The sequence below is a fragment of the Allobosea sp. GW821-FHT10B12 genome (assembly GCF_059415545.1).
Genome location: NZ_JBWKNL010000005.1, coordinates 198,226 through 223,429, shown reverse-complemented (window position 1 = coordinate 223,429; position 25,204 = coordinate 198,226). Strand labels below are relative to the sequence as shown.

Below are 25,204 nucleotides of genomic sequence, written 5' to 3'. Positions count from 1 at the left end.
GCTGAAACGTAGGGCCGGTCGATCTTTAGTTGCAACCGGCGGACGAAGCCGGACCGGAGCCAAGGCTCCGTTCCGTCACTTGCCCGCCAGACGTGGAGATCCCGGGTTCGTTCGCCGCGGAAGGTGGGGGCGATCCGGGGCCATGGGCCGGAGGACGGCGTCCTGGACGCGGCCTTCCGGCGATCTGCTAAATCGAAAGGGATCCCATCCATGGGTAAAGTTATTGGTATCGACCTCGGAACCACCAATTCCTGCGTTGCAGTGATGGAAGGGTCGACGCCGAAGGTCATCGAGAATTCCGAGGGCGCCCGCACCACGCCTTCGATCGTCGCCATCACGGATGACGGCGAGCGTCTGGTCGGCCAGCCGGCGAAGCGCCAGGCGGTCACCAATCCGGAGCGCACCTTCTTCGCCATCAAGCGCCTGATCGGGCGCACCTTCGACGATCCGATGACCAAGAAGGACATCGATCTCGTCCCCTACAAGATCAAGAAGGCTCCGTCTGGCGACGCCTGGGTCGAGGCCGACGGCAAGGATTACTCGCCCTCGCAGATCTCCGCCTTCACGCTGACGAAGATGAAGGAGACCGCGGAGGCCTATCTCGGCCAGCCGGTCACGCAGGCTGTCATCACCGTCCCGGCCTATTTCAATGACGCCCAGCGCCAGGCCACCAAGGATGCCGGCCGCATCGCCGGCCTCGAGGTGTTGCGCATCATCAACGAGCCGACCGCGGCCGCGCTCGCCTACGGCCTCGACAAGAAGTCGACCGGCACCATCGCGGTCTATGACCTCGGCGGCGGCACCTTCGACGTCTCGGTCCTCGAGATCGGCGACGGCGTCTTCGAGGTGAAGTCGACCAATGGCGACACCTTCCTCGGCGGCGAGGACTTCGACATGCGCCTGGTCGAGTACCTGGCGGATGAGTTCAAGCGCGAGCAGGGCATCGACCTGAAGAAGGACAAGCTCGCTCTCCAGCGCCTGAAGGAAGCGGCCGAGAAGGCCAAGATCGAACTGTCGAGCGCCTCGCAGACCGAGATCAACCTGCCTTACATCACGGCGGATGCTTCTGGTCCGAAGCACCTCGCCATCAAGCTCTCGCGCGCCAAGTTCGAGAGCCTGGTCGACGACCTGATCCAGCGCACCATCGAGCCCTGCCGCAAGGCGCTCAAGGATGCCGGCCTGTCCGCGGGCCAGATCGACGAAGTCGTCCTGGTCGGCGGCATGACCCGCATGCCGAAGGTCCAGGAGGTGGTGAAGCAGTTCTTCGGCAAGGAGCCGCACAAGGGCGTCAACCCGGACGAGGTCGTCGCCATCGGCGCCGCAATCCAGGCCGGCGTGCTGCAGGGCGACGTCAAGGACGTGCTGCTGCTCGACGTGACCCCGCTGTCGCTCGGCATCGAGACGCTGGGTGGTGTCTTCACGCGCCTGATCGACCGCAACACCACGATCCCGACCAAGAAGAGCCAGGTCTTCTCCACCGCCGAGGACAACCAGGGCGCGGTGACGATCCGGGTCTTCCAGGGCGAGCGCGAGATGGCGGCCGACAACAAGCTGCTCGGCCAGTTCGACCTGATGGGCATTCCGCCGGCGCCGCGCGGCATGCCGCAGATCGAGGTGACCTTCGACATCGACGCCAACGGCATCGTCTCGGTGACGGCGAAGGACAAGGCCACCAACAAGGAACAGCAGATCCGCATCCAGGCTTCCGGCGGTCTCTCCGAGGCCGAGATCCAGAAGATGGTCAAGGACGCCGAGGCCAACGCCGCCGAGGACAAGAAGCGTCGCGAGCTCGTCGAGGCCAAGAATCAGGGCGAGAGCCTCGTGCATTCGACCGAGAAGTCGCTGAAGGACTATGGCGACAAGGTTTCGGCCGCCGACAAGGGCGCGATCGAGACCGCGCTCGAGGCGCTTCGGACCGCGCTGACCGGCGAGGATGCCGAGGCGATCTCCTCGCGCACCAACGAGCTGATGCAGGCTTCGATGAAGCTCGGCGAGGCGATGTATGCCGCCAGCCAGGCCGAAGCGAATGCTCCCGAAGGCGCCGCTGCCGAGGAGCCGAAGAAGGACGACGTCATCGACGCCGACTTCAAGGACGTCAGCGACGACAAGGGCGACAAGAAGAAGAGCGCGTAAAGCGCGCTCGTCATCGGTCGTGACGGGATGGCCGGGCTTGACCCGGCCATTCCATTAAGGCGATGGCGTCGGCAGGACATGACTCGCTGGCCCGCGCAGGAAGCGCGGGGCGGCGCAGGGGCAGCTGGTTGAATGTCGAAGCGCGACTATTACGAGATCCTCGGGGTCTCCCGGACTGTGACGGAAGTCGAGCTCAAGGGCTCCTTCCGCAAGCTCGCCATGCAGCATCACCCGGACAAGAATCCGGGCGACAAGCAGGCCGAGATCAAGTTCAAGGAAATCAACGAGGCCTATCAGGTCCTCTCCGACGGCCAGAAGCGCGCCGCCTATGACCGCTATGGCCACCAGGCCTTCGACAATGGCGGTGGAGGCGGTGGTCCGGCCGACATGTCGGACTTCATGTCCGACATCTTCGAATCCTTCTTCGGCGAAGGCCGCGGCCGTGGCCCGCGCGGCGCCAATTCACGCGAGCGCGGTGCCGATCTGCGCTATAATCTCGAGATCGGGCTCGAAGAGGCCTATGCCGGCAAGAACGAGACCATCCGGGTCCCAACCTCGGTGACCTGCGAGGTCTGCTCCGGCACCGGCGCCAAGGCCGGCTCGAAGTCGCGCCAGTGTCCGACCTGCGGCGGCCATGGCCGCGTCCGCGCCAGCCAGGGCTTCTTCTCGGTCGAGCGCACCTGCCCGACCTGCAACGGCCGCGGCGAGATCATTGACGATCCCTGCACCGGCTGCCAGGGCGCCGGCCGCGTCACCCGCGAGCGCACGCTCTCGGTCAACATCCCGGCCGGTGTCGAGGACGGCACCCGCATCCGCCTCGCCGGCGAGGGCGAGGCCGGCCTGCGCGGCGGCCCGGCGGGCGATCTCTACATCTTCCTCTCGATCAAGCCGCACGCCATCTTCCAGCGCGACGGCGCCGACCTGTTCTGCCGCGTGCCGATCGGCCTGACTTCGGCCGCGCTCGGCGGCGAAATCGAGGTGCCGACGCTGAACGGTGAAAAGGCCCGGGTGAAAATCCCCGAGGGCACCCAGACCGGCAAGCAGTTCCGCCTCAAGGCCAAGGGCATGAGCGTGCTGCGCTCGCGCGAGATGGGCGATCTCTACATCCAGGTCCTGGTCGAGACGCCGCAGAAGCTGACCGCTCGCCAGCGCGAACTGCTGATGGAGTTCGAGCGCGAGAGCTCGGGCGCAACCCACCCCGAGACCGCCGGCTTCTTCGGCCGGGTCAAGGATTTCCTCGGCGGCCTCGGCGGTTCCGCCTGAGACGAAAAACGGGCGCCTCGCGGCGCCCGTTCTGTTTGATCGGAGCCGACCTGCAGGTCAGGCCTTGTCGATCACTTTCTTGACCGCGTCCTTGGCCTTGCCGACCGCCTGCTGGGCCTCGCCCTTGCGCTCCTGCGCGATGCCCTCGGCCTGAAGCCCGGGCTTGTTCAGCGCCTTGCCGGCGGCCTGCTTGACGTTGCCGGCGGCCTCGTTGGCCAGGCCCTTGATCTTGTCGGTCGTGCTGCCCATGGACGTTTTCCTTTCAGAGTGATCCGTGATCGGCGCCTCGGCGCCGGTTCGGATGGGAGAACGTCACGGCCGGGCTTTGGTTCCGTCCGTCAGGAGGTGGGCGCAACGCTCGCCGCGATCGCCCGCAGCGCCTGGCCTGTCGCTTCGTCGGCCGGAAAGAAGGTCTCCAGCGCCAGCTCGGACAGGGTGACGTCGACCGGCGTGCCGAACACGGTCGTGGTCGAGATCAGCGACAGCACGGTCTCGCCCAGCCGCAGCTCCAGAGGCACGACGATCGGCGGCTCCGCCTCCTCCTGCGCTTTGCCCTTGGCCATGGGCGTAGCCGGAACGGGATAGCTCAACAATTCCATCAGGAGCTCGGCGAGCAGCGGATCGGCGGTGGCGCGGATCTGCTGGCGCAGCCGGGCGATGAGATGGCCGCGCCATTCGGTGAGATTGAGGATCGCCGGCGCGATTCCGCGTGGATGCAGGCTGAGCCGGAGCACATTGACCGGCGGGCGCAGCAGGTCGGCATCCTCGACCCCTGCCAGCAGCGGCGCAATCATCGCGTTCGCCGCCAGCAGGGTCCAATGCCGGTCGACGGCGACGGCCGGGTAGGGCTCGTGCCCCTTGAGCAGGAGGTCGATCGCGCTGCGCGCCGCCTGGAGGCTCGGATCCTCCAGCGAGCGTTCGAGATAGACCGGTGCGTACCCGGCGGCGAGCAGGAGCGCGTTGCGCTCGCGCAGCGGCACGCCGAGATGCTCGGCGAGCAGCAGGACCATGTCACGGCTCGGGACCGAGCGGCCACTCTCGACGAAGCTGAGATGCTTCTGCGAGATCTCGGCTTCGAGCGCGAGGTCGAGCTGGCTGAGCCGGCGCAGCTGGCGCCAGTCGCGGATGAGATGCCCGATCGCGGGCTGCTGGTGCTTGTTCATGGCAGGCAAGCTAGCCGCGGCCGGGCTGTCTTCCAATTACCTCGCACTTAATCGACCAGCCGCCTGAGCTTCGTCAGCATGGCCTCCATCAGCAACCGCCCCGGACAAGACGGGGCCTGAACCGGAGAACGACCATGGCCTTCATCCAGTCCTCGCGTTTCCTGCGCAATGCTCTCGCCCTCGATGCCGCTGCCTGCGCCGCGACCGGTCTGCTGCTCAGCGTCGGCGCCGGCGCGCTCTCCGGGCTTCTCGGTTTTCCGGCGGAATTCCTGCGCGGCGCCGGCCTCGTGCTGCTGCCTTGCGCTGCCGTGCTGGCGTTCTTCGCCAGCCGGGCGCGCCTGCCGCGGCTCGCAATCTACGCGGTGATCGGCGTCAACATCCTCTGGATCGCCGATAGCGTGCTGATCCTGGTCGCCGGCTGGTTTGCGCCGACCACGCTCGGCATCGCCTTCGTCCTGGCCCAGGCCGCGGCAGTCGCCGTCGTTACCGAGCTCGAAGTGATCGGCCTGAAGAAGTCGGTTTCCGACACCGCCGGAGCCGAAGCCACGCTGCGCTGACCAGCCCCTTTCTCCAATCACGCCGCTGCGGCTCCCCCGCGGCGGTGTTCGCTTTGCGACGGCTTGTCACGAAACTGTCGCCTGTGCTCACTAGCCGGAAGGCCTGCCTCCTCACCCTGCGGAACAGGACCGTCCCATGCGCAAACCCCTCGTCCTTGCGGCTCTCGCGACGCTCCTCGCCGGCGGCACGGCGCTGGCCGAGCCGAACTTCAACCGCATCGCCACCTTCCAGGTGCCGCTGAACCTCCCGTCTGATCGCGATCCGTCGAAGAAGACGGTGTCCGAGATCATCGCCGCCAACGAGGCCGGGACCCTGCTCGCCTATACTGACGCTGAGCAGAAGGCGATTGGCCTGATCGACATCACCACCGCCAACGCGCCCAAGCCCGCCGGCTTCGTCCCGGTCGGCGGCGAGCCGACCTCGGTGGTCATCCTCGGCGAGCGCGCCTTCGCCGTCGTCGTCAGCTCCGGCGACAACTTCAAGGAGCCGGCCGGCCACCTCGCCACCATCGATCTGAAGACGAAGCAGGTCGTGGCCAAATGCGAGCTCGGTGGCCAGCCCGATTCGATCACGCTGACCAAGGACAAGGGCAAGCTCGCCATCGTCATCGAGAACGAGCGCGACGAGAAGCTGAACAAGGGCGACCTGCCGCAGCTTCCGGGCGGCAATCTCACGCTGATCGGTCTCAAGGATGGGCAGGCCGATTGCGCCACGAAGCAGGTCGTCGACCTCACCGGCATCGCCGCCGTCGAGCCGACCGATCCGGAGCCGGAATTCGTCGATGTCAACCTCGACGGCCTCGCTGTGGTGACGCTGCAGGAGAACAATCACATCGCCGTGGTCGATACGAAGACCGGCAAACTCGTCGCGCATTTCCCGGCCGGCACCGTCGACCTCAAGGGCATCGACAAGACCCGGGACGGTGAGATCAAGCCGGTCGAGGAGCTGAAGGGCCTGGCGCGAGAACCCGACGCGGTGCGCTGGCTCGACAATGATCGCTTCGTCACCGCCAATGAGGGTGACTGGAAGGGCGGCTCGCGCGGCTTCACGATCTTCCGCAAGGACGGCACCGTCGAATTCGACTCCGGCAATATGGTCGACCACATCGCCATCCGTCTCGGCCACTATCCCGAGCGCCGTTCGGCCGCCAAGGGCAGCGAGCCAGAGGGCATCGAGGTCGGCACCTATAATGGCGAGCGCCTGCTCTTCGTCGGGCTGGAGCGCGCCTCGCTCGTGCTCGTCTTCAAGGATGAGGGGCCGGGCCGGCCACCGCGCTATCTGCAGGCGCTGCCGGGCGGCATCGCGCCCGAAGGCCTGCTCGCCATCCCGCAGCGCAATCTCTTCGTCTCCGCCTCGGAAGCCGATCTAGGGGACAAGGGCGGCGCGCGCTCGGCCGTGACGATCTATGAGCGTAGCGAAGCTCCGGCCAGCTATCCGACCATCGCCTCGGCCGATGTCGACGGCGTTCCGCTCGGCTGGGGCGCGCTCTCGGGCCTTGCCGCCCATCCGGAGCTGCCGGGCCGGCTCTTCAGCATCACCGACAGCGCCTATACGCCCTCGCGCATCCTCGAGATCGACGCGACCAAGAAGCCGGCGACGATCACCGGCGCGATCACCGTGACCAAGGACGGCAAGCCCGCTTCGTATGACCTCGAGGGGATCGCGACCCGTCCGGGCGGCGGTTTCTGGCTGGCTTCGGAAGGCGCGCCGGAACGCAAGGAGAAGCCGACGGGGAACCTCCTGCTGCGCGCCTCGGCCAAAGGCGAGATCGAGGAGGAGATCGCCCTGCCGGAGGAGTTCGCCGCCAAGGCGACCAACCAGGGCTATGAGGGCGTCGCCGTCACCGGCACCGGCCAGGACGAGACGGTCTGGATCGCCGTGCAGCGCGAGTGGAAGGACGACCCCAAGGGCAAGGTCAAGATCCTGACCTACAAGCCTTTCACCAAGAGCTGGGGCATTCTCTACTACCCGCTGACGACGCCCGCCGCCGGCGCCTGGATGGGCCTCTCCGAACTGACCTATCTCGGCGACGACAGCTTCGCCGTGATCGAGCGCGACAATCAGTTCGGCGCCAAGGCGGTGAAGACGCTCGCGACCTTCTCGGTCAAGGGTCTGAAGCCGGCGCCGTTCGGCTCTTCGGAGATCCCGACCGTCGAGAAGAAGCTGCTGCGCGACCTGACGCCGGAGCTGATGAAGCTCGGCGGCTACGGGCTCGACAAGGTCGAGGGCATGGCGGTCGACAAGGAAGGCAGCCTCTTCGTCGTCACCGATAATGACGGCGTCGACGATTCCTCCGGCGAGACCCAGTTCTTCGCCTTCGGGAAGCTTGCGAAGTAAGACGACGCAACAAGAGGCCGGCGAGTGCTCCTCGCCGGCCTGTCGACCTCTTTGGGTATTTCTGCTCCGCAGCGTAATCCCGCTGCTCCAGCCTTGCTGTCGCTGCCGCTGCGTGCCCTACTCCTGCAAAAGGGGAGGCGGCGCATGACCCAAGGGGTTCTGTCACAGAGCAGCTCGCCCTCTCATGGCGAGCACCATGGCTCCATCCCGGCTTTGACGCTCGGCGCCCTCGGCGTCGTCTACGGCGACATCGGCACCAGCCCGCTCTATGCACTCAAGGAAGCGGTCCGGGCTGCGAGCGCTGGGGGCACCTTGCAGCCAGGAGCTGTGGTCGGCTGCGTCTCGATGATCCTGTGGGCTTTGATCCTGATCATCTCGATCAAATATTCGCTGCTGATCATGCGGGCCGACAATCGCGGCGAAGGCGGCATCATGGCGATGCTGGCTCTGCTCAAGGCGCGTCACGCGAAGCCCGGCACACCACGCGCCTATGTCCTCGTCGTCGGGCTCGTCGGCGCCGCCTTGCTCTATGGCGACGGCGCCATCACGCCGGCGATTTCCGTGCTCAGCGCCATCGAAGGCCTCAAGGTCGATGCACCGTTCCTGGCGCCGGCGGTCGTTCCGTTGACTGCCGCGATCCTGTTCTGCCTCTTCCTGGTCCAGAGCAAGGGCACCGGCTTCATCGGCCGGCTGTTCGGGCCGATCATGCTGCTCTGGTTCCTCGCTCTGGCGCTGCTCGGCATCCGGGGCATCCTGATGGCGCCGGGCATCCTGTCTGCGATCAATCCGTTCAACGCCCTCTATTTCATCACCCATACTGCGCCGGTCGTCGGTTTCGCCGTGCTCGGGGCGACCTTCCTGGCCGTGACCGGTGGCGAGGCGATGTATGCGGATATGGGCCATTTCGGCCCGAAGACGATCCGCCTCGCCTGGTTCGCAGTCGTGCTGCCGGCGCTGATGCTGAATTATTTCGGCCAGGGCGCTCTGCTGCTGATCCATCCGGAGGCAATCGAGAATCCGTTCTATCAGCTCGCCCCGGACTGGGCGCACTATCCGCTGATCGTCTTCGCCACAGCGGCCGCCGTCATCGCCTCGCAGTCGATCCTGACGGGCGCCTTTTCGCTGACCCGTCAGGCCGTGCAGCTTGGGCTGTTCCCGGCCGTCCGCATCAAGCACACGGCCCATGACCAGCAGGGCCAGATCTACATCCCGATCGTCAACTGGCTGATTTGCCTCGCGACCCTGACGTCGGTCTTCGCCTTCCGCTCGTCCGAGGCCCTGGCCGGCGCCTATGGCATCGCCGTTTCCCTGCTGATGGCCATCACCACCGGGCTGGCGGCGCTGATCGCGTTGAAATGGGGCTTCAATCCGATCCTCGTCGTAGCGGTCAACGGCTTCTTCCTGCTCATCGATCTCACCTTCTTCGCGGCGAACCTGCCGAAGCTGCACGAAGGCGGCTGGTATCCGCTGGTCCTGGCACTGGCGCTGACGGTGATCATGCTGACCTGGCGGCGTGGCCTCGCTTTGGTGGAGGCGGCGCGCGCTCGCCAGCGCGAGCCGGAGAAGGAGTTCCTGGACATGCTGGCGACGAAGCCGCCACTACGCCTGCCGGGAACGGCCGCCTTCCTGGCCTCGGCCGCGCGCGGGCTCCCGCTCTCGCTCACGCATTTCGTCCGTCACAACCACGCTTTGCACGAGCGCATTCTTCTGGTGACCGGCAAGCTGGAAGAGATTCCGCGCGTACCCGATGAGGACCGGGTCGAGGTGATCGAGCTCGCGCCCAGCGTTACGCGCGTCATCCTGCATTTCGGCTTCATGGAGACGCCGCACATCCCGAACGGCCTGCGTTGCGGTGTCGAGCGCGGCCTGCTGCCGGGCGTCGATCTCGGTGAGATGTCGTATTATATCGGGCGCGAGACCGTCATCCCGCGCGAGGAGATTGCGGGAATGGCGATGTGGCGCGAGGCGCTCTTCGCCTTCATGCAGCGCAACGCCGAGCGTTCCGCCGCCCATTTCCATATCCCGGCCAAGCAGGTCGTGGAGGTCGGGGTGGAGATCGAGATCTGATCGCTGCAGAAGCGGCCGGTGATCATCACCGGTCGGATCGGGACGTCTCGTCATTCCAGCCGAACGCCGGAATGACGAGGCGACACCGGAAGGTCGAGCCTTACAGTCCCAGCTTCTTCTTGCGCTGGCCGAGCGTGCGCAGGCGCAGCGCGTTGAGCTTGATGAAGCCGGCGGCGTCGCGATGGTCGTAGGCGACGGCGCCTTCCTCGAAGGTGACGAGGTCCTGATCGTAGAGCGAATAGGGGCTGGAGCGGCCGATGACGTGGACGCCGCCCTTGTAGAGCTTGAGCCGCACCTGGCCGGCGACGAACTCCTGGCTCTTGTCGATCAGCGCCTGCAGCATCTCGCGCTCCGGCGAGAACCAGAAGCCGTTATAGATCAGCTCGGCATATTGCGGCATGAGCTGATCCTTGAGATGGGCGGCGCCGCGGTCGAGCGTGATCGACTCGATGGCGCGGTGCGCGACGGCGAGGATCGTGCCGCCGGGCGTCTCGTACATGCCGCGGCTCTTCATGCCGACGAAGCGGTTCTCGACCAGATCGAGCCGGCCGATGCCGTTGTCGCGGCCGAGTTCGTTGAGCCTGGTGAGCAGCTTGGCCGGCGAGAGCTGGACGCCGTCGATCGCGACCGCATCGCCCTTGGCGAAGTCGATCGAGATCACGGTCGGCTTGTCCGGCGCGTCCTCGGGCGAGACGGTGCGCGAGAAGACGTAGTCCGGAACCTCCTGCGCCGGGTCTTCCAGCACCTTCCCCTCCGAGGAGACGTGCAGCAGGTTGGCGTCGATCGAGAACGGCGCCTCGCCGCGCTTGTCCTTGGCGATCGGGATCTGGTGCTGCTCGGCGAAGGCGATCAATTGCTCGCGCGAGCGCAGATCCCATTCACGCCAGGGCGCGATCACGTGCACGTCGGGCTTCAGCGCATAGGCGGTCAGTTCGAAGCGGACCTGGTCGTTGCCCTTGCCGGTCGCGCCATGCGAGACGGCGTCGCCGCCGACCTTCTCGGCGATCTCGATCAGCTTCTTGGCGATCAGCGGGCGGGCGATCGAGGTGCCGAGCAGATAGACGCCCTCATAGACGGCGTTGGCCCGGAACATCGGGAAGACATAGTCGCGGACGAATTCCTCGCGCAGGTCCTCGATGAAGATGTTCTCCGGCTTGATGCCGAGCAGCAGCGCCTTCTGGCGGGCCGGCTCCAGCTCTTCGCCCTGGCCGAGATCGGCGGTGAAGGTCACGACCTCGCAATTATAGGTGGTCTGCAGCCACTTCAGGATGATCGAGGTGTCGAGCCCGCCGGAATAGGCGAGCACGACCTTGTTCACGCGCTTGTCGGCCATGGACTGGTCTTCCTGCAGTGGCGGCACGGGGGCTCGTGCCTGGAGTAGAGAATGCGATCTTGCCGGCCGCATTTCGGACGTAACCGGGCACTATCGCAGGGTTCGGGGCGACGCAATCGGAACCTTCTGATCGATCTGGCGTCTTCCGCTGATGGGTTGCCGCCCGCACTGCGGGCGGAGTGATGTGTTGCTGGTTGGGGGTCAGATGCCGAATCGTCCTGTTCTGGATTTCTGGTACGAGTTCGCGTCGACCTATTCCTGCCTCAGCGCCCTGCGGATCGAAGAGATGGCGGACGCTGCCGGCGTGGCGGTGCGCTGGCGGCCCTTCCTGCTCGGGCCGATCTTCGCCGCCCAGGGCTGGACCAGCTCCCCCTTCAATCTTTACCCGAACAAGGGCCGCTATATGTGGCGTGACGTGGCGCGCCGTGCCGGCCGCAACGGCTTCGCCATCGTCCGCCCCGAGGTCTTCCCGCAGAACTCCCTCGTTGCCGCGCGGCTCGCTCTGGCCGGGCGCGAGGCCGGCTGGCTGCCGGTCTTCTCCAAGGCGCTGTTTCGTGCCCAATTCTGCGAAGGGCGCAATATCGCCGAGGAGGCGGTGCTGAGCGCGGCCCTGCGCGAAGCCGGGGCCGATCCTGCGAGTGCTTTTCCCGCCTCGCGCAGCGAGGAGGTCAAGGGCCGGCTCAAGGCCGAGACCGAGCTGGCCAAATCGCTGGGGATCTTCGGCGCGCCGACCTTCGTCACCGGCGACGGCGAATTGTTCTGGGGCGATGACCGGCTGGAAGAGGCGCTCACCTGGGCCCGAGACGGGCGCTAGCCGCCCGCCGGTGGCGCCGGCCGCGACCATGGCCCGTGTGCGGCGGAGGTCTCGGCGATCTCGGGCAATGTCTGGCGCTCGCTGATCTTCGGAGGGCCGGGCGGCGCTTCCGGCGGCAGGCGCCCGCCGGCGGTTTGCACCAGTGCCTGCACGCGCTTGGTGACGGAAGGGTGGGTCGAGAACAGGTCGGCGAAATCGTCCGGGTCGTTCTCGAAGCACATGTCCATCACGCCCGACGGGACATTGTCGATGTCGGCTCGTCCCGAGATCTTGAGCAGCGCCGAGATCATCGCGTCCGGGTTCTTGGTCAGCTCCACCGCACCGGCATCGGCGAGGTATTCGCGGGCCCGCGACAGCGACAATCGGATCAGCACGGCGAGCAGCCAGGCGACGGCGATCACCGCGAAGCCGAGGATGATCGCGAAGACGCTGCCCTTCTTGTCGCCGTCCGAGGAGATCCGCACCCGCCCGAGATTGCGGAACAGCACCTCGCCGACGAAGGAGATGATGCCGGCGATCACTACGGCGATCACCATCAGCCTGACGTCGCCATTGCGGATATGGGTCAGCTCATGGGCGATGACAGCTTCGATCTCGGCGTCGTTGAGCTGCTCGATCAGCCCGGTGGTCAGCGTCACCGTGAACTGCTTGTCGTTGACGCCGCTGGCGAAGGCGTTGAGCGCGTCGCTCTGGATGATGGCGAGCTTCGGCGTGACCATGCCCCGCGAGATGCAGAGGTTCTCCAGCATCCGGTAGAGCTTGGGCTGGGCTTCCCGCGTCACGCCCTCGGCGCCCGAGACCGCCTCGATCAGCGCGACGTTGATCCTGAAGCCGATGAAGACCCAGGCCGCCGTGCCGAGCGTGATGAAGGGCAGCCAGGACCAGAAGCGCTGGTTGACGAAGCTCAGTACCGTGCGCCCGCGCGGCACGCCGACATAGCCGTAGCCGACCAGCATCATGCCCCAGGCGGTCAGATAGACCATCAGGAAGAGCCCGATGATCAGGGCGATCGACCGGGTCCGGTTGTTGCGCTGATGGGTGTAGAGCCCGAAGGCTTCCCCCGGCATCGCCGCAGCTCCGTTATGACGCCCGTTGCGGGCGTGCTCAGAACTTCACGGTCGGTGCGACTTCGATCTGCGCCCGCGTCTCTTCGCCGACATCGAAGAATTCGCGCGGGCTGAAGCCCATTTGCGGCGCGAAGAACACGGCCGGGAAGGCCTGGATCGCCGCGTTGAACTCGCTGACCGCGTTGTTGAAGAAGCGCCGCGCTGCCGCCAGCTTGTCCTCGACATTGCCGAGATCCTGCTGGAGCTGCTGGAAGTTCGCGCTCGCCTTCAGGTCCGGATAGGCCTCGCCCAGCGCCAGCAGGCGGCCGACCGCACCCGTTAATTGCTGCTCGGCCACGGCCTGGTCGTGCGGTCCGGCGGCAGCCTGGGCCTGATTGCGCGCCTTGATCACCGCGTCGAAGGTCTCCTTCTCGTGGCTGGCATAGCCCTTCACGGTCTCGACCAGGTTCGGGATCAGGTCGTGGCGCTGCTTCAATTGCACGTCGATGTCGGCGAAGGCCTGGTTGACGCGCTGGCGCATCGCGACGAGGCCGTTATAGGTCATGATCAGCCAGACCACGACGACGACGATCAATCCAAGGACGACCCAACCCATGGCGTTCTCCTTCGGCTTAGGCGATCTCGCCGGCAACCTCGCATGAAGGGCGACGGTAGGGAAGGTGCTCGACGCGGTCTGTTTGGGCCGAGCGCATGCTTTGCGCCTGTGATCAGAACCGGATCGATCCCTCGTCTTTGAGCAGGATGGCGGGCCGCGCGCGGAGATTCGATTCCGGGGCTGCCGCTCCGGTTGACGACCGCAACGGGTCCCATGCTTCCACGGTTCCGAAATCCAGGCCCGTCAACGTCGTCAACCGAGCGACGGGCACCTGGGCAGCCTCGAAGTCCGCAAGCTCGGCGGGTGCGAAGCGCTCGGTCACCAGAGTGCTCAGCTGTTCGGCCTGGCTCAGCATGAAGGCGAGGGCGTGCGGCTTCTTATCGTCGCCCTTGACGATGATCACCTTCCAGAACGCCGCCGGTATGAAGAAGTCCTGTCCATACGGCTTGTCCTCGTCGTTGAAGATCGGGCCGTTGAAGACGTTCAGCTTGGAGCCGTATCCAGGGGCGAGCGCACTGACCGCATTCTCGAGGGTTCCCCACAGCTTCAGCCCGCGGCTCTTGGCGAGCGACGACTGATTGAAGATCTCGTGCTGCGGAGAGCAATTGGTCCAGTGGAAGGTATCATCGTTGGCGAGCTTCGCCTCGGCGGCGCTGGCTCCCCAGGCCGTGTCGTCGCGGCGGACGAGATGGCCCCTGTCGAGGGGGTTGGAGGCGTAATAGACGCCGCCGGCCTGCAGCCGTTGCTGGATGCGTGGGTCGAAGAACCAGTTTTCCGAGCCCTTTTCGCGCTTGTGCTGAAATGGCGCCGAGGCGTCGAGATTGCCGGCGGCGACATAGGCCAGGCGGCGCCTTGCGTTCATCAGCACGCTGAAATGATGATATCTCAGCTCGCCGGTGGGATCGTTGCCGACGGCGAGCAGAGGTCCGTGCCGGGCGTCGACGAGCTGCGGCAGCGGCACCTCGAAGCCGAGGAAGTCGCGGATATAGCCTGGCCGGTGGCGATAGTCCGGGTCGCCCGGGTCGGGGCGCGCCGATTCCATGAAATTGGCGGCGGGACCGACGCTCGACGATGTCTCCTTGGCATAGCCGTCGATCGAGATATCGATCCTGAGCGGCAGCACGATCGAGGCCGCCAAGGTCATGGGCGCCTCGCGTGAAGCCGGTGGCGGTTCGGGCGGCGGCGGGCGGCGGGGCGCCACCGGTGCTGCGTATGGCGGAGCCGGTGGCGGGTTCGGCGGCGGAGGCGGCGCCGATTCCGCCGCCCCCGACTCCGAGCCCGGCGGGCTCTGCGCCAGCCAAAGCGCCAGCAGGTCCTTGCGCCGCTGATCCTGCTGTGCGCTGGCGACCGGGAGCGCGCCGATCGTCTTGACCAGGCGGGAGGTCCTGATCCCCTCATTGCCGATCCAGACGATCCTGTCCTCGTCGTTGGCGCTGAGCACCTTGCCCTTCTCATCGACGAGCTTGCCGTCGGGGTTGGTCTTCGGCACCGACTGATGATGCAGCGCCACGACCTCCCATTGATCGTTGAACACCGGGCTGCCCGACGAGCCTTTCTCGGTGTCGGCATCATAGTGGAAGAAGCGCGTGTCGGCGGCGCCTTCGAACAGGTCGAGCAGCCGTGAGTTGCGGATTGCGATCTGCTTGAAGCGGCCCTTCGGATGCTGGATCACATTGACGGGTTCGCCGATCGTGATCTTGCCCTCCTCGGCGATCAGCGCGAGGTGGCCATAACTAGCCAGGGCCTTGCCGTTCTGCGAGGTGCCTTTGACCGCGCAGAGCGCGAAGTCATGTTCCTCGTCCACCATGAAGAACTCGTCCGGATCGAGGTCGAAGCCCTGCGCGATCTTCGGCGTGCCAAAGGTGTTGGCTTCGTAATCGAGCTCGAAATAGCTGCGCTTCGCGGTCTTGGCGTCCCCGAGCACATGCCAATTGGTGAGTATTATCCCAGGGCCGACGAGAAAGCCGGTTCCGTTGATCGCGCCGTCGGTCATGACCCGCCCGACGCAGGCCGCGGCCTGCAGGCCACGTTCGAAATATTCGATCGACAGGAAGTCGCGCGTCTCGCCGATCACGCGTTCGACGGCTTCGTCGGTGACATCGGCTGCCGTCAGCGCCGGCACCGAGATCGCCTCGCGGGCACTCTCGTCGTCGGCGGCGGCGCCGCGTTGCATGCGGGCTGCGACGAGCGCTTTCAGCCGCTCCATCCGTCGCTTCAGTCGCTCGGCGGTATCCGCCTTGGTATATTTGCCTTGCTCGGCAGCCTCGACCTGACGTTTGCGGGGCGTTGCGCGCTCGCGCCAGCGCGTGGCAGCTTCCAGCGCGGACTTCTGCTCTTCTTTCGACAGCATTTGGCGCCCCCTCCCGGCCATGGGAAGCTCAGCTTCCAGCAAGCATGCTTATGCAATTATTCTTATGCGATAGTAGGATGTGCAATTAATGATATATGTATGACGCAAGGGAAGGAAGAGCGCCATGGCCAAAATCTCGTATGAGGAGTTTCGCGCCAAGCTGATGGATCCGGCTGTTCCGGATCATGAAATCGCCCGCTACCTCAAGGCCGTGCCCGCTGACAGCGGCCCGTTCGATCCCGCCATCAGGCCGAATCCGACGGCCGTGGAGCTTGGTCCCGAGGCACGCTTCGAGATCGAGAGCGCGCTCAACTGGGCCAATGGTGTCGCCCGCTGGCGGCGCGAGCAGACCTTTCGGCAAAGGGTCGAGACCGAGAAGCTGCCGGTCCTGGTGTCCGAGGGCGACAGCTGGTTCCAGTTTCCCTTCCTGCTCGCGGATGTCATCGACCAGCTCGGCAGCGACCATCTGATCTGGAGCCTGGATGCGGCCGGCGATACCGCCCAGAACATGGTCTATGGCGATGCCGAGTACATGAAGAACGGTCTTCTGCGCATGAAGAAGCGCAAGGTCCGGGCTTTCCTGTTCTCCGCCGCCGGCAATGATGTGATCGGCGAGGATGAGCTGGGTAATCCGGTGCTGGCGACGCTGCTGAAGCCGTACAAGAAGGGGCAGGGTGCTGCCTGGCACATCGATCAGGCGCGCCTGTCGAAGATCCTGCAATTCCTCGAGCAGGCCTACCGCTCCGTCGTCGCCACGGTGCGGAAGGATTCGGATTTCGCGAAACTGCCGATCATCATCCACGGCTACGACTATGCGATTCCGGGCGGCTTCGACGGCGACAAGCGCGATCCGATCTGGGCGAAGCAGGACAAATGGCTCGGCAGCGCCATGAAGGCGAAGAAGATCCTCGACGTCGACCTGCAGCGCGAGATCATCCGTATCCTGATCGATGCGCTCTACGACATGCTGCTGCGTGTCGCTGGCGATTCCACAAAGACGTTCGTCCACGTCGCCGATGTCAGGAACACATTGAAGCTGCCAGATTGGGCGGATGAGATTCATCCGACCGATGCCGGCTTCAAGAAGGTGGCGAAGGTCTTCAGAGCGACCCTGGCCAAAGCCGGCGTGTGAGGTCCTGCGCCCGCAATTACGTTCAGGCAGCTTTTCCTGGTGCGATGGCTCCGGCCTGTGCGATCATCCTGACGGTCGCGATCACCGCGACCGCCGAGATCGCGGTGGCAAGCGAGAACAGCGCGCCGTAGCCCAACGTATCGGCGAGCTTGCCGGCCAGCATCGAGCCGGCGAGATAGACCAGCAATTGCGCGCAGGCGAGGATGGTGAAGTCGGTGCCCGGCTGGTCCGAGGTCGTCACCGCCATGAACAGCGAATAGAGCGCGACGATCTCCATATAGCGGATCAGCGTCTGGAAGCCGGCGGCGCCGAACAAGGGCCAGGCGCCGACGACGGCTCCGAGCGCATGGCAGGCGAAGAGCAGGAAGCAGAGCGTGCGCGCCGCCCCGAGCAGCGCCAGCACGAAGGCGATGCCCCGGCGCTTGACCAGCCAGGCGGCGATGGCCGAGCCGGCGAGGCCCGCCGTCGTCGCCGATATCCCGGAGAGATAGCCGATCTGGTTGAGCGGCACGCCGGCGTCGACGAGGTAGGAGCCCTCCATCGCCTTCACCAGGCCCTCGCTGGCCCGGTAGATCAGTGCGATCCAGAGGATCTGCCGTGCTTCCGGCCGACGGAGGAAGGCGCGGATCGAGGGGCGTTTCGCCGCCTCGCCCGGCGTCGGATCGCCCTCGCGCATCATCGCCGCCGCGACGAGCGGCAAGAGCGAGATCGCGGCGATGGTGACAAGCATGCCGGTCCAGCCGATATGATGGTGCAGGACGAGGCCGAGCGTGCCGCCGATGACGACGCCGAAGGCGATCGAGCCGCCCTGGATGGCGTTGCCGATGGCGCGGTCGGCTTCAGGCAGGTATTTCGCGGCATAGCCGTCGGTGGCGATGTCCTGCGTCGAGATCAGCAGCGAGGCGGCGAAGCCGATCGCGATGATCTTGCCGACATCGAGCGGCCCGACCGCGATCAAAGCGAGGATGCACAGGATCGTGCCGGTCTGGGTGATGAAGACCCAGCCGGCGCGGTGCGCCCGCGCGAACGGCCTGATCCGGTCGATCCAGGGAGCCCAGACGAATTTGATCACCAGCGGCAGGAGCAGAATGCTCATAGAACCGATGGCAGTGCGCGAGACGCCGGCCTCGCGCATGATCGGCGGCAGCGCCGCGACGAAGAGATAGGACGGGATCGCCTGCGCGAGATACAGGCCGCCGAGCACCGCGAAGAGCCGGTAGCGTGCCGCATTGCTCGCCGGTGCCGCGCCGATCGTCGCCTCGCTCGCGCTCATGCCGCTCTCCGGTGCTTCAGCAGGAAGGCGCGCCCCGCCGCCTCGTCGGTCTCCAGGCTGATCGGGAAGGGCCAGAGCCGGCGGAAGACATCGGCCATCGCCTCAGTCGCGCCCGGGCGCACGATGGCGCAGGCGCCGCAGAGCGTGCCGAACTGGGCCCGTGTCCGCTTGAACCAGAGCGCCTGCTCGCGCTCGCCGGCCTGCGACAGCTTGCGGCCGCCGCCGAAGACGGTGAGCAGGAGGAAAGGCTCCTGCCGCCGGCCGAGCTCGGCCAGCGCATCGAGATAGGCGCGCTCGTCATCGTCGGCATAGGGCGGCGCGAAACGCAGCGTCACGATGCCGTCGGCGTCGCTGTCGAGGCTGACCATGGTCAGAAGGTCTTGCGGAAGCCGAGCGTCACGGTGCGGCCCCAGGCATAGTTGGCGAGGTTGCGCACCGAGGTCGCGGTCGGATTCTGGTAGTTGCGATCGAACAGGTTGTTGACCGCGACATAGGCCTCGCCCTCGAGCACCGGCGCGGTGAAGGCGACGTTCATGGTCGCCGCGCCCTTCAGCCTGTTGCGGGTGCCGCGCAGATCGGTCGCGACGTCGCGGTCGGAGAAGGCCTCGCCCTCGAGGCGGAGCTGCATGCCGTTGGTGAAGCGGTAGCTGCCATAGAGCATGCCGCGATAGGGCGAGCCGATCCGGTTGTTCGGCAGGGCGCTGTCGAGCTTGCGGTCGCCATTGGTGTCGTAGCGGCCCTCGCGATAGGAGAGGACTGTACCGAGGGTGAACTGCTCGGTGACGGCGACGTCGCCGGTCGCCTCGACGCCCCAGATCCGCTCCTTTTGCTGCGAGATCGTGTTGCTCGCCTGGTCGAAGGTCACGCCCTTGCCGGAGGTGCTGATGAAGCCGGTCAGCGAGCCCTTGAAGATGCCGTGGCTGCCGCGGATGCCGAGTTCGTAATTGTTGACGATCTGGGCTTCCGGCGCGATCGAGGCATAGCTGATGCTGAGTCGGCTCGCTGGCAGGCAGTTCGGGGCCGCGACCGGGCAGGCGAAGGCGGTCGAGATGCCGGCGCGCCGGGTGAAGGCGCCGACATCCGGCAATGCGAAGCCCTGCGAGAAGCCGCCGAAGACCTCGCTGCTCTCGGAGAGCTTGACCGTCGCGCCGAGATTGCCGGTCCAGGCCTTGTAGTCGAACTTGCCGCCGGTGACGTTGAGCGCCGGCAGCACGAAGCTCTGGAAGCCCTGGGCGTTGTTGGCGGCGACGGCGGCATAGGCGGCCGGGCGGACATAATCGCTGACATCCAGTGAGAAGTACTCGTAGCGCAGGCCGCCACGCAGGGTGATCCGCTCGCCGATCGGGATCTGCAATTGGCCGAAGGCGGCACTCGTCGTCTGCTTCAGCGGCGTGAACACGTCCTGGCCATTGGTCAGCGTCTGCCAGGTCTTCTCCTGGCTGAGATCGCCACCCCAGGTGAATTTGGCGCCGGGCAGAATGCGATCGAGCGGCGTGTCGATCGTAAGGTTCACGCCGCCGCGCTGCGAATAGAGCGTGGTCTGGTTGTCCGGACTCGTCGGCGAAGCCGGGTTGAAGGAGTAGTAGACTTGGCTGTTGTAGGGGTAGGAGAAGGTCGAGTAATTGAAGCGCTTCTTGATGTCGTTGTAGTAGCCGAGCACACTGAGCTTGCCGAGGGCGAAGTCACTGTCGCTGTAGCGCAGCGAGACCGACTTGGTGTCCTCGATGACGTTCTGGCCAGTATAGAGCTGCGTCCGGTCCGGCCGGGCGAAGGGCGCGGCGTAGTTGGTCAGGTATTTCGGATCCTGGTCGAAGGCGATCAGCGAGCCCTGCAATTCGATGCGCTTGCTGGCGTCGAAATCGTAGCCGAGCTTGGCGAGCAGGTTGCCGGCCTTGTAGCGGTCGCCGCCGCCCTGGCCGAGCAGGCCGTCCGAGGGTAGTTCGCGCCCGGCGCCATCATAGGTGCGGCCGGCGCCGCGGGCGCTGCCGGAGATTAGGTAATCGATGCCGTTCGGGATCTTGCCGGAGACGGTGAGCGAGGCTTCAGGCGCCAGCGAGCGGCCGAGCGCCTGGGTGAAGCCGCGCACGGCGGTGTTGACCGTCACCCGCGGCTTGCTGCCGTCGGCTGGCGTCTTGGTGATGAAGTTGACCGTGCCGCCGGTCGCTCCGGCGCCGTACAGGCTGGAGGCGCCGGCGACGACCTCGATGCGTTCGACCGTGTTGAGGTCGATCAGCGAGAGGATGCGCGAGACGTCGCGCAGCGGCGTGTTCATCGGCACGCCGTCGATCAGCACCAGGAGGTCGCGGCCGCGATAATTCTCCGAGGCGCTCGACACCGTCTGCGTCGACATCGAGTAGCCCGGCACCAGCTTGCCGAGCGCCGCCGCGGCGTTCGGGCTGAACTTCAGTTGCTCCTCGATCTGCGCCCGGTCGAGCACCTGGATCGATTGCGGCGTCTCGGCCGTGCTGCGCTCGGTGCGCGCCGCCGTGACGGTGATCGTGTCGAGATCGATCACATTGGACTGCGACTGGGACGACTGCGCCACCGCTGCCGAGGCGCAAAGCAGAGCCGGCAGGCTGATGGCGAGGGAAGCGCGCTTGCTCATGAAGACACCTGTCGTCGTCGGTCCGGACCGGTCTCCCGAGCGAGAGCGTATCGCCTGGGGTCTTTCGATCTGAAGTTGTGGTGCCGTTTCGATCTTAATTTAGAACTAGAATAAACTAGCTTTATTCATTGACCTCTACGGCGAAAAACTCTCGATGCGTTGTGTTCTTGCGATCTCTAAAGTTATATCGAAAGCATCATCTTGGACTTGCGCGAACGCGCCATGGGACAAAAGCGAACTCCGATGCGCGACGATGTGGCTGTGGCAGCGCTGCAACGGTCTGCCGGCGCGAAAGTCGCCGAGGGCGAGACCTTCGCGCCGTTCTGGCTGGTCTCGGGCGAGGCCGCGCCCGAGGAAGTCCGGGCGATGGCGCACAGGGTCTTCGGGCATGTGCCTGATGGCGATGACATCCGCGCCGAGGCTGCCCTGCCTTTTGCCGCCCGCAGCATGCTGACGACGCGGCCCGACATCGGACTGATGTCGTGCTTTTCGCCGGCGACGCCGTGGATCTGGCCGGCGCGTCAAGGCGGGCACGAGCCGCGCTATGTCCTCGTCCGCCCCTCCGATGGCCGTTGCGTGATCGAACAGGCGGGCCGCCGCATCTCGCTGCGGGCCCGCGATGCCGCGGTCGTCGATCTCGCGCAGGAGACGCGCTTCACCCTGGTCGAACTCGGCCGCATCGATCTGATTGCGCTCGATCCGCAGCGTTTACCGGCGCTGGCGAAGCTCGCTCACGATGAGCTGATGCAGGCGATCCCGCGGGGCAATCGCGGCCTGCAGGTGCTGGCGCATTACGGCGCGCTGCTGCTGCGCGGCCTCTTCCCGCTCAACTCGGCGCCGCTGCGCGATCTCGCCATCGGCCATGTCCACGACCTGATCGGCGTAATGCTGGCCGACCGCAGCGCCCCGCCGGTGACAGCGACGCCGCGCCGTGGCGGCCGGCTCGCCGCGATCAAAGCCGATATCGAGACCAGGCTGGAGCGGCGCGAACTCTCGATCGACATGATCGCCGGGCTCTACGGTGTGACCCCACGCGCCATCCAGAAGGCCTTCGGCGCGGAGGGGCGTACCTTCTCCGACTATGTGCTCGAGCGCCGGCTCGAGCGCGCCTGGCTCAAGCTGATGTCGGCCGAGGACGACGCCATCACGATCAGCAGCGTCGCCTTCGAGGTCGGCTTCGGCGATCTCTCCTATTTCAACCGCAGCTTCCGCAAGCGCTTCGGCCGCTCGCCCTCGCAGGTCAGGGCCGGCTGACAGTCTCTACTTAGGCGAGACCGGCGCATTCTCGGCGAAGGCTGGAACGGCGCGGCAATGGCCGGCGATCTCGGCAATGTTCGGCCATTGCGCGGCATCGAGCCCGATGCGGGTGGCGCCGACCGTCTGCGGGAACAGCACGACATCGGCGATGGACGGCCGGTCGCCGACGACGAAGCGGCCGGTGCGCCGCCGCGCGATCAGCGCTTCGACGGCAGAGAGCCCCTCGCTGACCCAGTGCCGGTTCCAGCTCGCGATCTCCTCGGGTCCGACGCCGGGAAGGCTCCTCAGGCGGGCGCCGACGCGCGGCGGCAGCAGCGCGTGGATCTCGGCTGCGATGGCGAGAGCGACCGAGCGGGCGAAGGCCCGCTGCTCCGGCTCAGCAGGCAGCAGCGGCGGCTCCGGAGCGATCTGGTCGAGATAGTCGATGATCGCCAATGACTGCGTGATCAGCCAGCCATTGTCGGTGAGCAGTGCCGGCACCAGCCCCTGTGGATTGAGCGCGCGGTACTCGGGCGTCCGGCTGGTCGCTTCGTCGCCGAAGATGGTGATGCGCTCCTCCTCGACCTTGAGACCCTTGAGGGCGAGCGCGATGCGTACTCGCGCAGTCGCCGACGAGACTTCGTTGACATAAAGCTTCATGGTTTCCTCCCGTTCTTGTCTGGATTGGCGGCTGGGTCAGCCGAAGGTGAAGGCGTAGGCGCGCACGCCGGGATCGAGGAACTCGATGCTGAAGTCGCGGGGCTTCACCGGCCCGTCCTGGCGGACCAGCTGGTAGAGCCGCTCGTCGCTGATCGTGCCGTAGCCGTCGGCGTCGATATCGGCGCCATGGGCGCTGCCGGGCGCGGCACCGTCGATGGTGACGCGGAAGCGGACCGGCGGGCCGCCGGGCGCGCGGCCCATCACCAGATGCAGGTCGCGGGCATGGAAACGATGGTTGATCCGCGCGCCCGCCTGCTGCGACGCCGCGAACTCGCCTGCAACGGTCCAAGTGCCCGAGAGGCTCCACTGGTTGAGGCGCGGCGAGGTGGCCGCTTCATAGCTGGCCGGCGCATCGGCCCTGATGCCGCCCGGCGAGGCGAAGCCGTTGCTGCGGGCATGGCCGAGATAGGTCTCGGGCGAGCGCAGATTGGCGAAGTCGGGCGCTCCCTGCGCGCCTTCGGCCGAGACCTTGGCGACGCCAGGCTCGACCTTGCCGCCGGCCTCGGCGAGCAGCGACTGGATCACCTTTTCGGAAGCGGCGTAGTCGCCCTCGCCGAACTCGTGATGCCGGGTGCGGCCCTGCGCGTCGATGAAGTAGCGGGCGGGCCAGGCGCGGTTGCTGAAGGCGCGCCAGACCGCATAGTCGTTGTCGATCACGACCGGATAGCTCACGCCGAGCGCGGCGACGGCCTTGCGCACATTGCTCGGGTCCTTCTCGAAGGCGAATTCGGGCGTGTGCACGCCGACCACGACGAGGCCGCGATCGCGATACTTCTCGGCCCAGGCCCGGACGTAAGGCAGCGAGCGCAGGCAGTTGATGCAGGAATAGGTCCAGAAATTCACCAGCACGACCTTGCCGCGCACGCTTTCGGCGGTGAGCGGCTCGCGGTCGAGCCATTGCTTCGCACCGAAGAGCGGCTTGGCGGCCGGCTGTGCCTGCGCGGTCGTGACCAGGCCGGGCATGCTCGGCGAGGCCAGGTCGATCAATCGCTGCTCAAGCGCGACGGTGGTTGGTGCCGAGAGGCGGGTGAGGACGCTGGTGTCGAGGCCGAAGGCGATCGCGACGCTGCTCGCGACCACCGCAAGACCTAGGCCGCGCCTCACGGGTTCGAGAAAAGCAGCCGGTCGCCGGGCCCGCGCCAGCAGCCGGTTGCCGAGCAGCAGCACGGTGGCGAGTGCGGTGACTGCGCCGGCGGCATAGGCGAAGAGCAGCAGCGCGGTGCTGAGGCTCGGCCCGCCAAGGGCGGCGCCGGCCAGGATCAGCCCCAGCACCGGCCCGGCGCAGGGCGTCCAGAGCAGGCCGGTCGCGACGCCGAGCAGAGCGGAGGACGCTGGCCGCAGATCGGTGCGGCTTTCCGCGCCCGCCAGGCGCGTCAGCTTCTCGCCAAGCGCAGTCAGCGGCGCGGCGAGGCGCGCTGCCAGCGCTGGGAACAGCAAAGCGAGCCCGAACAGGGCGACGAAGCCGAGCGCGATGCTGCGCCCATGGCTGTTGAGCGCGATCGCCCAATTGCCGGCGACGGCGGCGAGGCTTGCGACGCCTGCGAACGCCAGGGCCATGCCAAGCAGCATCGGCAAGGTGCTGCTACGGAAAGGCTGGCCGGCGCGCGTCAGCACGAAGGGAAGGACCGGCAGGATGCAGGGGCTGGCGATGGTCAGAATGCCGGCGAGATAGGCCAGAACGAAGTTCACGGATGCGTCTCCTCGACAGGCGATTGTCAGGAACGGGCTGCGCCGCGCCGGGGCGGCGGGTTCGACGACACGACCGGGGCGGAGCCGTAGCTGCGCGGGCCGGTGAAGGCGCTGCAGGCCATGGCGAAGCTCGTCGCTGCAGCCAGCATTGCCGCCAGGAGCAAGCGGCGCGGGGCGGGAACTGTCTCGGCCTGCGCTTGTGCGAGCGCCTTGGCGGCCGATGGGCCGGTGCGGGTCATGGCGTGCTCCATCAGTTAACTATCGAGCGATTAGATCGCTCGACAAATAAACCAGCACAAAGCGCCGCTCAATCGCTTGAAAATAAATCGTGCGTCAAATATCTGTGAGCGATCCTTTGCCGGGAGGCTTGCGTGATGGGCGATTCAGGACAGGCGGCTGAGCAGGCCGGCGCCGACAGGCTGCCCGGGCTCGACGAGTTCCTCTGCTTTGCGGTCTATTCGACCAATCTGGCCTTCAACCGCGTCTACAAGCCGCTGCTCGACGAGCTCGGGATCACCTATCCGCAATATATCGCGCTGGTCGCGCTCTATAAGGAGGCGGACCAGACAGTCGGCCAGCTCGGCGAAAAACTCTTCCTCGATTCCAGCACGCTGACGCCGCTGCTGAAACGGTTGGAGGCGATGGGCGCCGTGACGCGCCAGCGCGACCCGCAGGACGAGCGCCAGGTCCGCCTCAACCTGACGGCGCAGGGAAAGGCCCTGCGCGAGCGGGGCAGGGCGGTCCGGGTCAGCATGCAGCGCGCGACGGGTCTGGCTCCTGAGGAGCAGCGCCATCTGCGCGAAGCGATGGTGCGGCTGCGGGGAAATCTTACCGCAGCCGAGCATGACGGCCGTTCCTGACCGGCATTG

The 25,204-nt window shown here is 66.3% G+C and carries 21 protein-coding genes; 9 read left to right on the top strand and 12 right to left on the bottom strand.

All coding sequences use genetic code 11. The annotated features are described in order from the left end of the window. Nucleotides 1-210 precede the first annotated feature (210 nt). Together dnaK and dnaJ are read left to right on the top strand one after the other, a co-directional pair. A complete protein-coding gene (dnaK, locus tag AC07O0_RS18725; protein ID WP_494625187.1) occupies nt 211-2,133 on the top strand; it encodes a molecular chaperone DnaK in 1,923 nt (640 codons plus the stop codon). A 132-nt stretch (nt 2,134-2,265) separates the two neighbouring features. Beyond that, entirely contained in the window at nt 2,266-3,396 is a 1,131-nt protein-coding gene (gene dnaJ, locus AC07O0_RS18720; RefSeq protein WP_494625186.1) for a molecular chaperone DnaJ, read from the top strand. A gap of 57 nt (nt 3,397-3,453) precedes the next feature. On the opposite strand, the gene AC07O0_RS18715 is transcribed toward dnaJ, so the two are convergent. Then, the gene (locus AC07O0_RS18715; protein WP_137881965.1) at nt 3,454-3,645 is read right to left on the bottom strand and encodes a CsbD family protein; all 192 of its coding nucleotides are present in this window, start codon (nt 3,643-3,645) and stop codon (nt 3,454-3,456) included. A gap of 89 nt (nt 3,646-3,734) precedes the next feature. Next, nucleotides 3,735-4,559 (bottom strand): helix-turn-helix domain-containing protein, encoded by an 825-nt coding sequence (locus AC07O0_RS18710; RefSeq protein ID WP_494625185.1) that lies wholly within the window; start codon nt 4,557-4,559, stop codon nt 3,735-3,737. Nucleotides 4,560-4,693: 134 nt separating this feature from the next. Here AC07O0_RS18710 and AC07O0_RS18705 point away from each other — a divergent pair, with 134 nt between their 5' ends. The 3 genes from AC07O0_RS18705 to AC07O0_RS18695 all read left to right on the top strand — a co-directional run bounded on the left by AC07O0_RS18705 (nt 4,694) and on the right by AC07O0_RS18695 (nt 9,521). Beyond that, nucleotides 4,694-5,116, top strand: a complete 423-nt coding sequence (locus tag AC07O0_RS18705; protein ID WP_494625184.1) for a hypothetical protein — start codon at nt 4,694-4,696, stop codon at nt 5,114-5,116. A 136-nt stretch (nt 5,117-5,252) separates the two neighbouring features. Beyond that, nucleotides 5,253-7,454, top strand: a complete 2,202-nt coding sequence (locus AC07O0_RS18700) for an esterase-like activity of phytase family protein (RefSeq protein ID WP_494625183.1) — start codon at nt 5,253-5,255, stop codon at nt 7,452-7,454. 213 nt (nt 7,455-7,667) lie between these two features. Beyond that, nucleotides 7,668-9,521 carry a potassium transporter Kup gene (locus AC07O0_RS18695; RefSeq protein WP_494625454.1) on the top strand — a complete coding sequence of 618 codons (1,854 nt, stop codon included), beginning with the start codon at nt 7,668-7,670 and terminating at the stop codon, nt 9,519-9,521. A gap of 100 nt (nt 9,522-9,621) precedes the next feature. Here AC07O0_RS18695 and AC07O0_RS18690 read toward each other — a convergent pair whose 3' ends face one another. Further along, on the bottom strand, nt 9,622-10,854 hold the full coding sequence (locus AC07O0_RS18690) for an argininosuccinate synthase (protein ID WP_494625182.1): 1,233 nt from the start codon (nt 10,852-10,854) through the stop codon (nt 9,622-9,624). A gap of 205 nt (nt 10,855-11,059) precedes the next feature. On the opposite strand from AC07O0_RS18690, the gene AC07O0_RS18685 reads away from it, so the two are divergent. Then, complete coding sequence (locus AC07O0_RS18685) at nt 11,060-11,668, top strand: 2-hydroxychromene-2-carboxylate isomerase (RefSeq protein ID WP_494625181.1); 609 nt, start codon at nt 11,060-11,062, stop codon at nt 11,666-11,668. On the opposite strand, the gene AC07O0_RS18680 is transcribed toward AC07O0_RS18685, so the two are convergent. The 3 genes from AC07O0_RS18680 to AC07O0_RS18670 all read right to left on the bottom strand — a co-directional run bounded on the left by AC07O0_RS18680 (nt 11,665) and on the right by AC07O0_RS18670 (nt 15,722). Next, nucleotides 11,665-12,735: a M48 family metallopeptidase gene (locus tag AC07O0_RS18680; RefSeq protein WP_494625180.1), complete on the bottom strand. Its 1,071-nt coding sequence runs from the start codon at nt 12,733-12,735 to the stop codon at nt 11,665-11,667. The genes AC07O0_RS18685 and AC07O0_RS18680 overlap by 4 nt on opposite strands. Before the next feature lie 37 nt (nt 12,736-12,772). Further along, nucleotides 12,773-13,330 carry a LemA family protein gene (locus tag AC07O0_RS18675; RefSeq protein WP_494625179.1) on the bottom strand — a complete coding sequence of 186 codons (558 nt, stop codon included), beginning with the start codon at nt 13,328-13,330 and terminating at the stop codon, nt 12,773-12,775. 112 nt (nt 13,331-13,442) lie between these two features. Further along, nucleotides 13,443-15,722 carry a DNA/RNA non-specific endonuclease gene (locus AC07O0_RS18670; RefSeq protein ID WP_494625178.1) on the bottom strand — a complete coding sequence of 760 codons (2,280 nt, stop codon included), beginning with the start codon at nt 15,720-15,722 and terminating at the stop codon, nt 13,443-13,445. A gap of 82 nt (nt 15,723-15,804) precedes the next feature. Between AC07O0_RS18670 and AC07O0_RS18665 the strand changes: the two genes are divergently transcribed. After that, entirely contained in the window at nt 15,805-16,812 is a 1,008-nt protein-coding gene (locus AC07O0_RS18665) for a hypothetical protein (RefSeq protein ID WP_494625177.1), read from the top strand. 22 nt (nt 16,813-16,834) lie between these two features. On the opposite strand, the gene AC07O0_RS18660 is transcribed toward AC07O0_RS18665, so the two are convergent. From AC07O0_RS18660 to AC07O0_RS18650, 3 genes are read right to left on the bottom strand one after another with little or no spacing between them, the layout of a single operon-like run. Next, entirely contained in the window at nt 16,835-18,085 is a 1,251-nt protein-coding gene (locus AC07O0_RS18660; protein WP_494625176.1) for an MFS transporter, read from the bottom strand. Continuing rightward, nucleotides 18,082-18,453 (bottom strand): hypothetical protein, encoded by a 372-nt coding sequence (locus AC07O0_RS18655; protein WP_494625175.1) that lies wholly within the window; start codon nt 18,451-18,453, stop codon nt 18,082-18,084. Before AC07O0_RS18655 ends, AC07O0_RS18660 begins: the two co-directional genes overlap by 4 nt. Nucleotides 18,454-18,455: 2 nt before the next feature. Next, nucleotides 18,456-20,690 (bottom strand): TonB-dependent receptor, encoded by a 2,235-nt coding sequence (locus tag AC07O0_RS18650; RefSeq protein ID WP_494625174.1) that lies wholly within the window; start codon nt 20,688-20,690, stop codon nt 18,456-18,458. A gap of 243 nt (nt 20,691-20,933) precedes the next feature. Here AC07O0_RS18650 and AC07O0_RS18645 point away from each other — a divergent pair, with 243 nt between their 5' ends. Then, on the top strand, nt 20,934-21,944 hold the full coding sequence (locus tag AC07O0_RS18645; RefSeq protein ID WP_494625173.1) for a helix-turn-helix transcriptional regulator: 1,011 nt from the start codon (nt 20,934-20,936) through the stop codon (nt 21,942-21,944). Between the two features lie 6 nt (nt 21,945-21,950). Here the strand turns inward: AC07O0_RS18645 and maiA are convergent, their stop codons facing one another. Genes maiA through AC07O0_RS18630 form a run of 3 tightly spaced genes read right to left on the bottom strand, consistent with a single transcriptional unit; the run spans nt 21,951 to nt 24,574 of the window. Next, a complete protein-coding gene (maiA, locus tag AC07O0_RS18640) occupies nt 21,951-22,586 on the bottom strand; it encodes a maleylacetoacetate isomerase (protein WP_494625172.1) in 636 nt (211 codons plus the stop codon). A 36-nt stretch (nt 22,587-22,622) separates the two neighbouring features. Next, nucleotides 22,623-24,335, bottom strand: a complete 1,713-nt coding sequence (locus AC07O0_RS18635) for a cytochrome c biogenesis protein DipZ (protein ID WP_494625171.1) — start codon at nt 24,333-24,335, stop codon at nt 22,623-22,625. Between the two features lie 26 nt (nt 24,336-24,361). Next, on the bottom strand, nt 24,362-24,574 hold the full coding sequence (locus AC07O0_RS18630; protein ID WP_494625170.1) for a hypothetical protein: 213 nt from the start codon (nt 24,572-24,574) through the stop codon (nt 24,362-24,364). Between the two features lie 135 nt (nt 24,575-24,709). Here AC07O0_RS18630 and AC07O0_RS18625 point away from each other — a divergent pair, with 135 nt between their 5' ends. Further along, nucleotides 24,710-25,195 carry a MarR family winged helix-turn-helix transcriptional regulator gene (locus AC07O0_RS18625; RefSeq protein ID WP_494625169.1) on the top strand — a complete coding sequence of 162 codons (486 nt, stop codon included), beginning with the start codon at nt 24,710-24,712 and terminating at the stop codon, nt 25,193-25,195. The last annotated feature ends 9 nt before the right edge of the window (nt 25,196-25,204 follow it).

Bases quoted from the DNA above. Each gene is read 5' to 3' on its own strand.
- dnaK (WP_494625187.1), top strand. From the start codon at position 211: ATGGGTAAAGTTATTGGTATCGACCTCGGAACCACCAATTCCTGCGTT.
- dnaJ (WP_494625186.1), top strand. From the start codon at position 2,266: ATGTCGAAGCGCGACTATTACGAGATCCTCGGGGTCTCCCGGACTGTG.
- AC07O0_RS18715 (WP_137881965.1), bottom strand. From the start codon at position 3,645: ATGGGCAGCACGACCGACAAGATCAAGGGCCTGGCCAACGAGGCCGCC.
- AC07O0_RS18710 (WP_494625185.1), bottom strand. From the start codon at position 4,559: ATGAACAAGCACCAGCAGCCCGCGATCGGGCATCTCATCCGCGACTGG.
- AC07O0_RS18705 (WP_494625184.1), top strand. From the start codon at position 4,694: ATGGCCTTCATCCAGTCCTCGCGTTTCCTGCGCAATGCTCTCGCCCTC.
- AC07O0_RS18700 (WP_494625183.1), top strand. From the start codon at position 5,253: ATGCGCAAACCCCTCGTCCTTGCGGCTCTCGCGACGCTCCTCGCCGGC.
- AC07O0_RS18690 (WP_494625182.1), bottom strand. From the start codon at position 10,854: ATGGCCGACAAGCGCGTGAACAAGGTCGTGCTCGCCTATTCCGGCGGG.
- AC07O0_RS18685 (WP_494625181.1), top strand. From the start codon at position 11,060: ATGCCGAATCGTCCTGTTCTGGATTTCTGGTACGAGTTCGCGTCGACC.
- AC07O0_RS18680 (WP_494625180.1), bottom strand. From the start codon at position 12,735: ATGCCGGGGGAAGCCTTCGGGCTCTACACCCATCAGCGCAACAACCGG.
- AC07O0_RS18675 (WP_494625179.1), bottom strand. From the start codon at position 13,330: ATGGGTTGGGTCGTCCTTGGATTGATCGTCGTCGTCGTGGTCTGGCTG.
- AC07O0_RS18665 (WP_494625177.1), top strand. From the start codon at position 15,805: ATGGCCAAAATCTCGTATGAGGAGTTTCGCGCCAAGCTGATGGATCCG.
- AC07O0_RS18660 (WP_494625176.1), bottom strand. From the start codon at position 18,085: ATGAGCGCGAGCGAGGCGACGATCGGCGCGGCACCGGCGAGCAATGCG.
- AC07O0_RS18655 (WP_494625175.1), bottom strand. From the start codon at position 18,453: ATGGTCAGCCTCGACAGCGACGCCGACGGCATCGTGACGCTGCGTTTC.
- AC07O0_RS18650 (WP_494625174.1), bottom strand. From the start codon at position 20,690: ATGAGCAAGCGCGCTTCCCTCGCCATCAGCCTGCCGGCTCTGCTTTGC.
- AC07O0_RS18645 (WP_494625173.1), top strand. From the start codon at position 20,934: ATGCGCGACGATGTGGCTGTGGCAGCGCTGCAACGGTCTGCCGGCGCG.
- maiA (WP_494625172.1), bottom strand. From the start codon at position 22,586: ATGAAGCTTTATGTCAACGAAGTCTCGTCGGCGACTGCGCGAGTACGC.
- AC07O0_RS18630 (WP_494625170.1), bottom strand. From the start codon at position 24,574: ATGACCCGCACCGGCCCATCGGCCGCCAAGGCGCTCGCACAAGCGCAG.
- AC07O0_RS18625 (WP_494625169.1), top strand. From the start codon at position 24,710: ATGGGCGATTCAGGACAGGCGGCTGAGCAGGCCGGCGCCGACAGGCTG.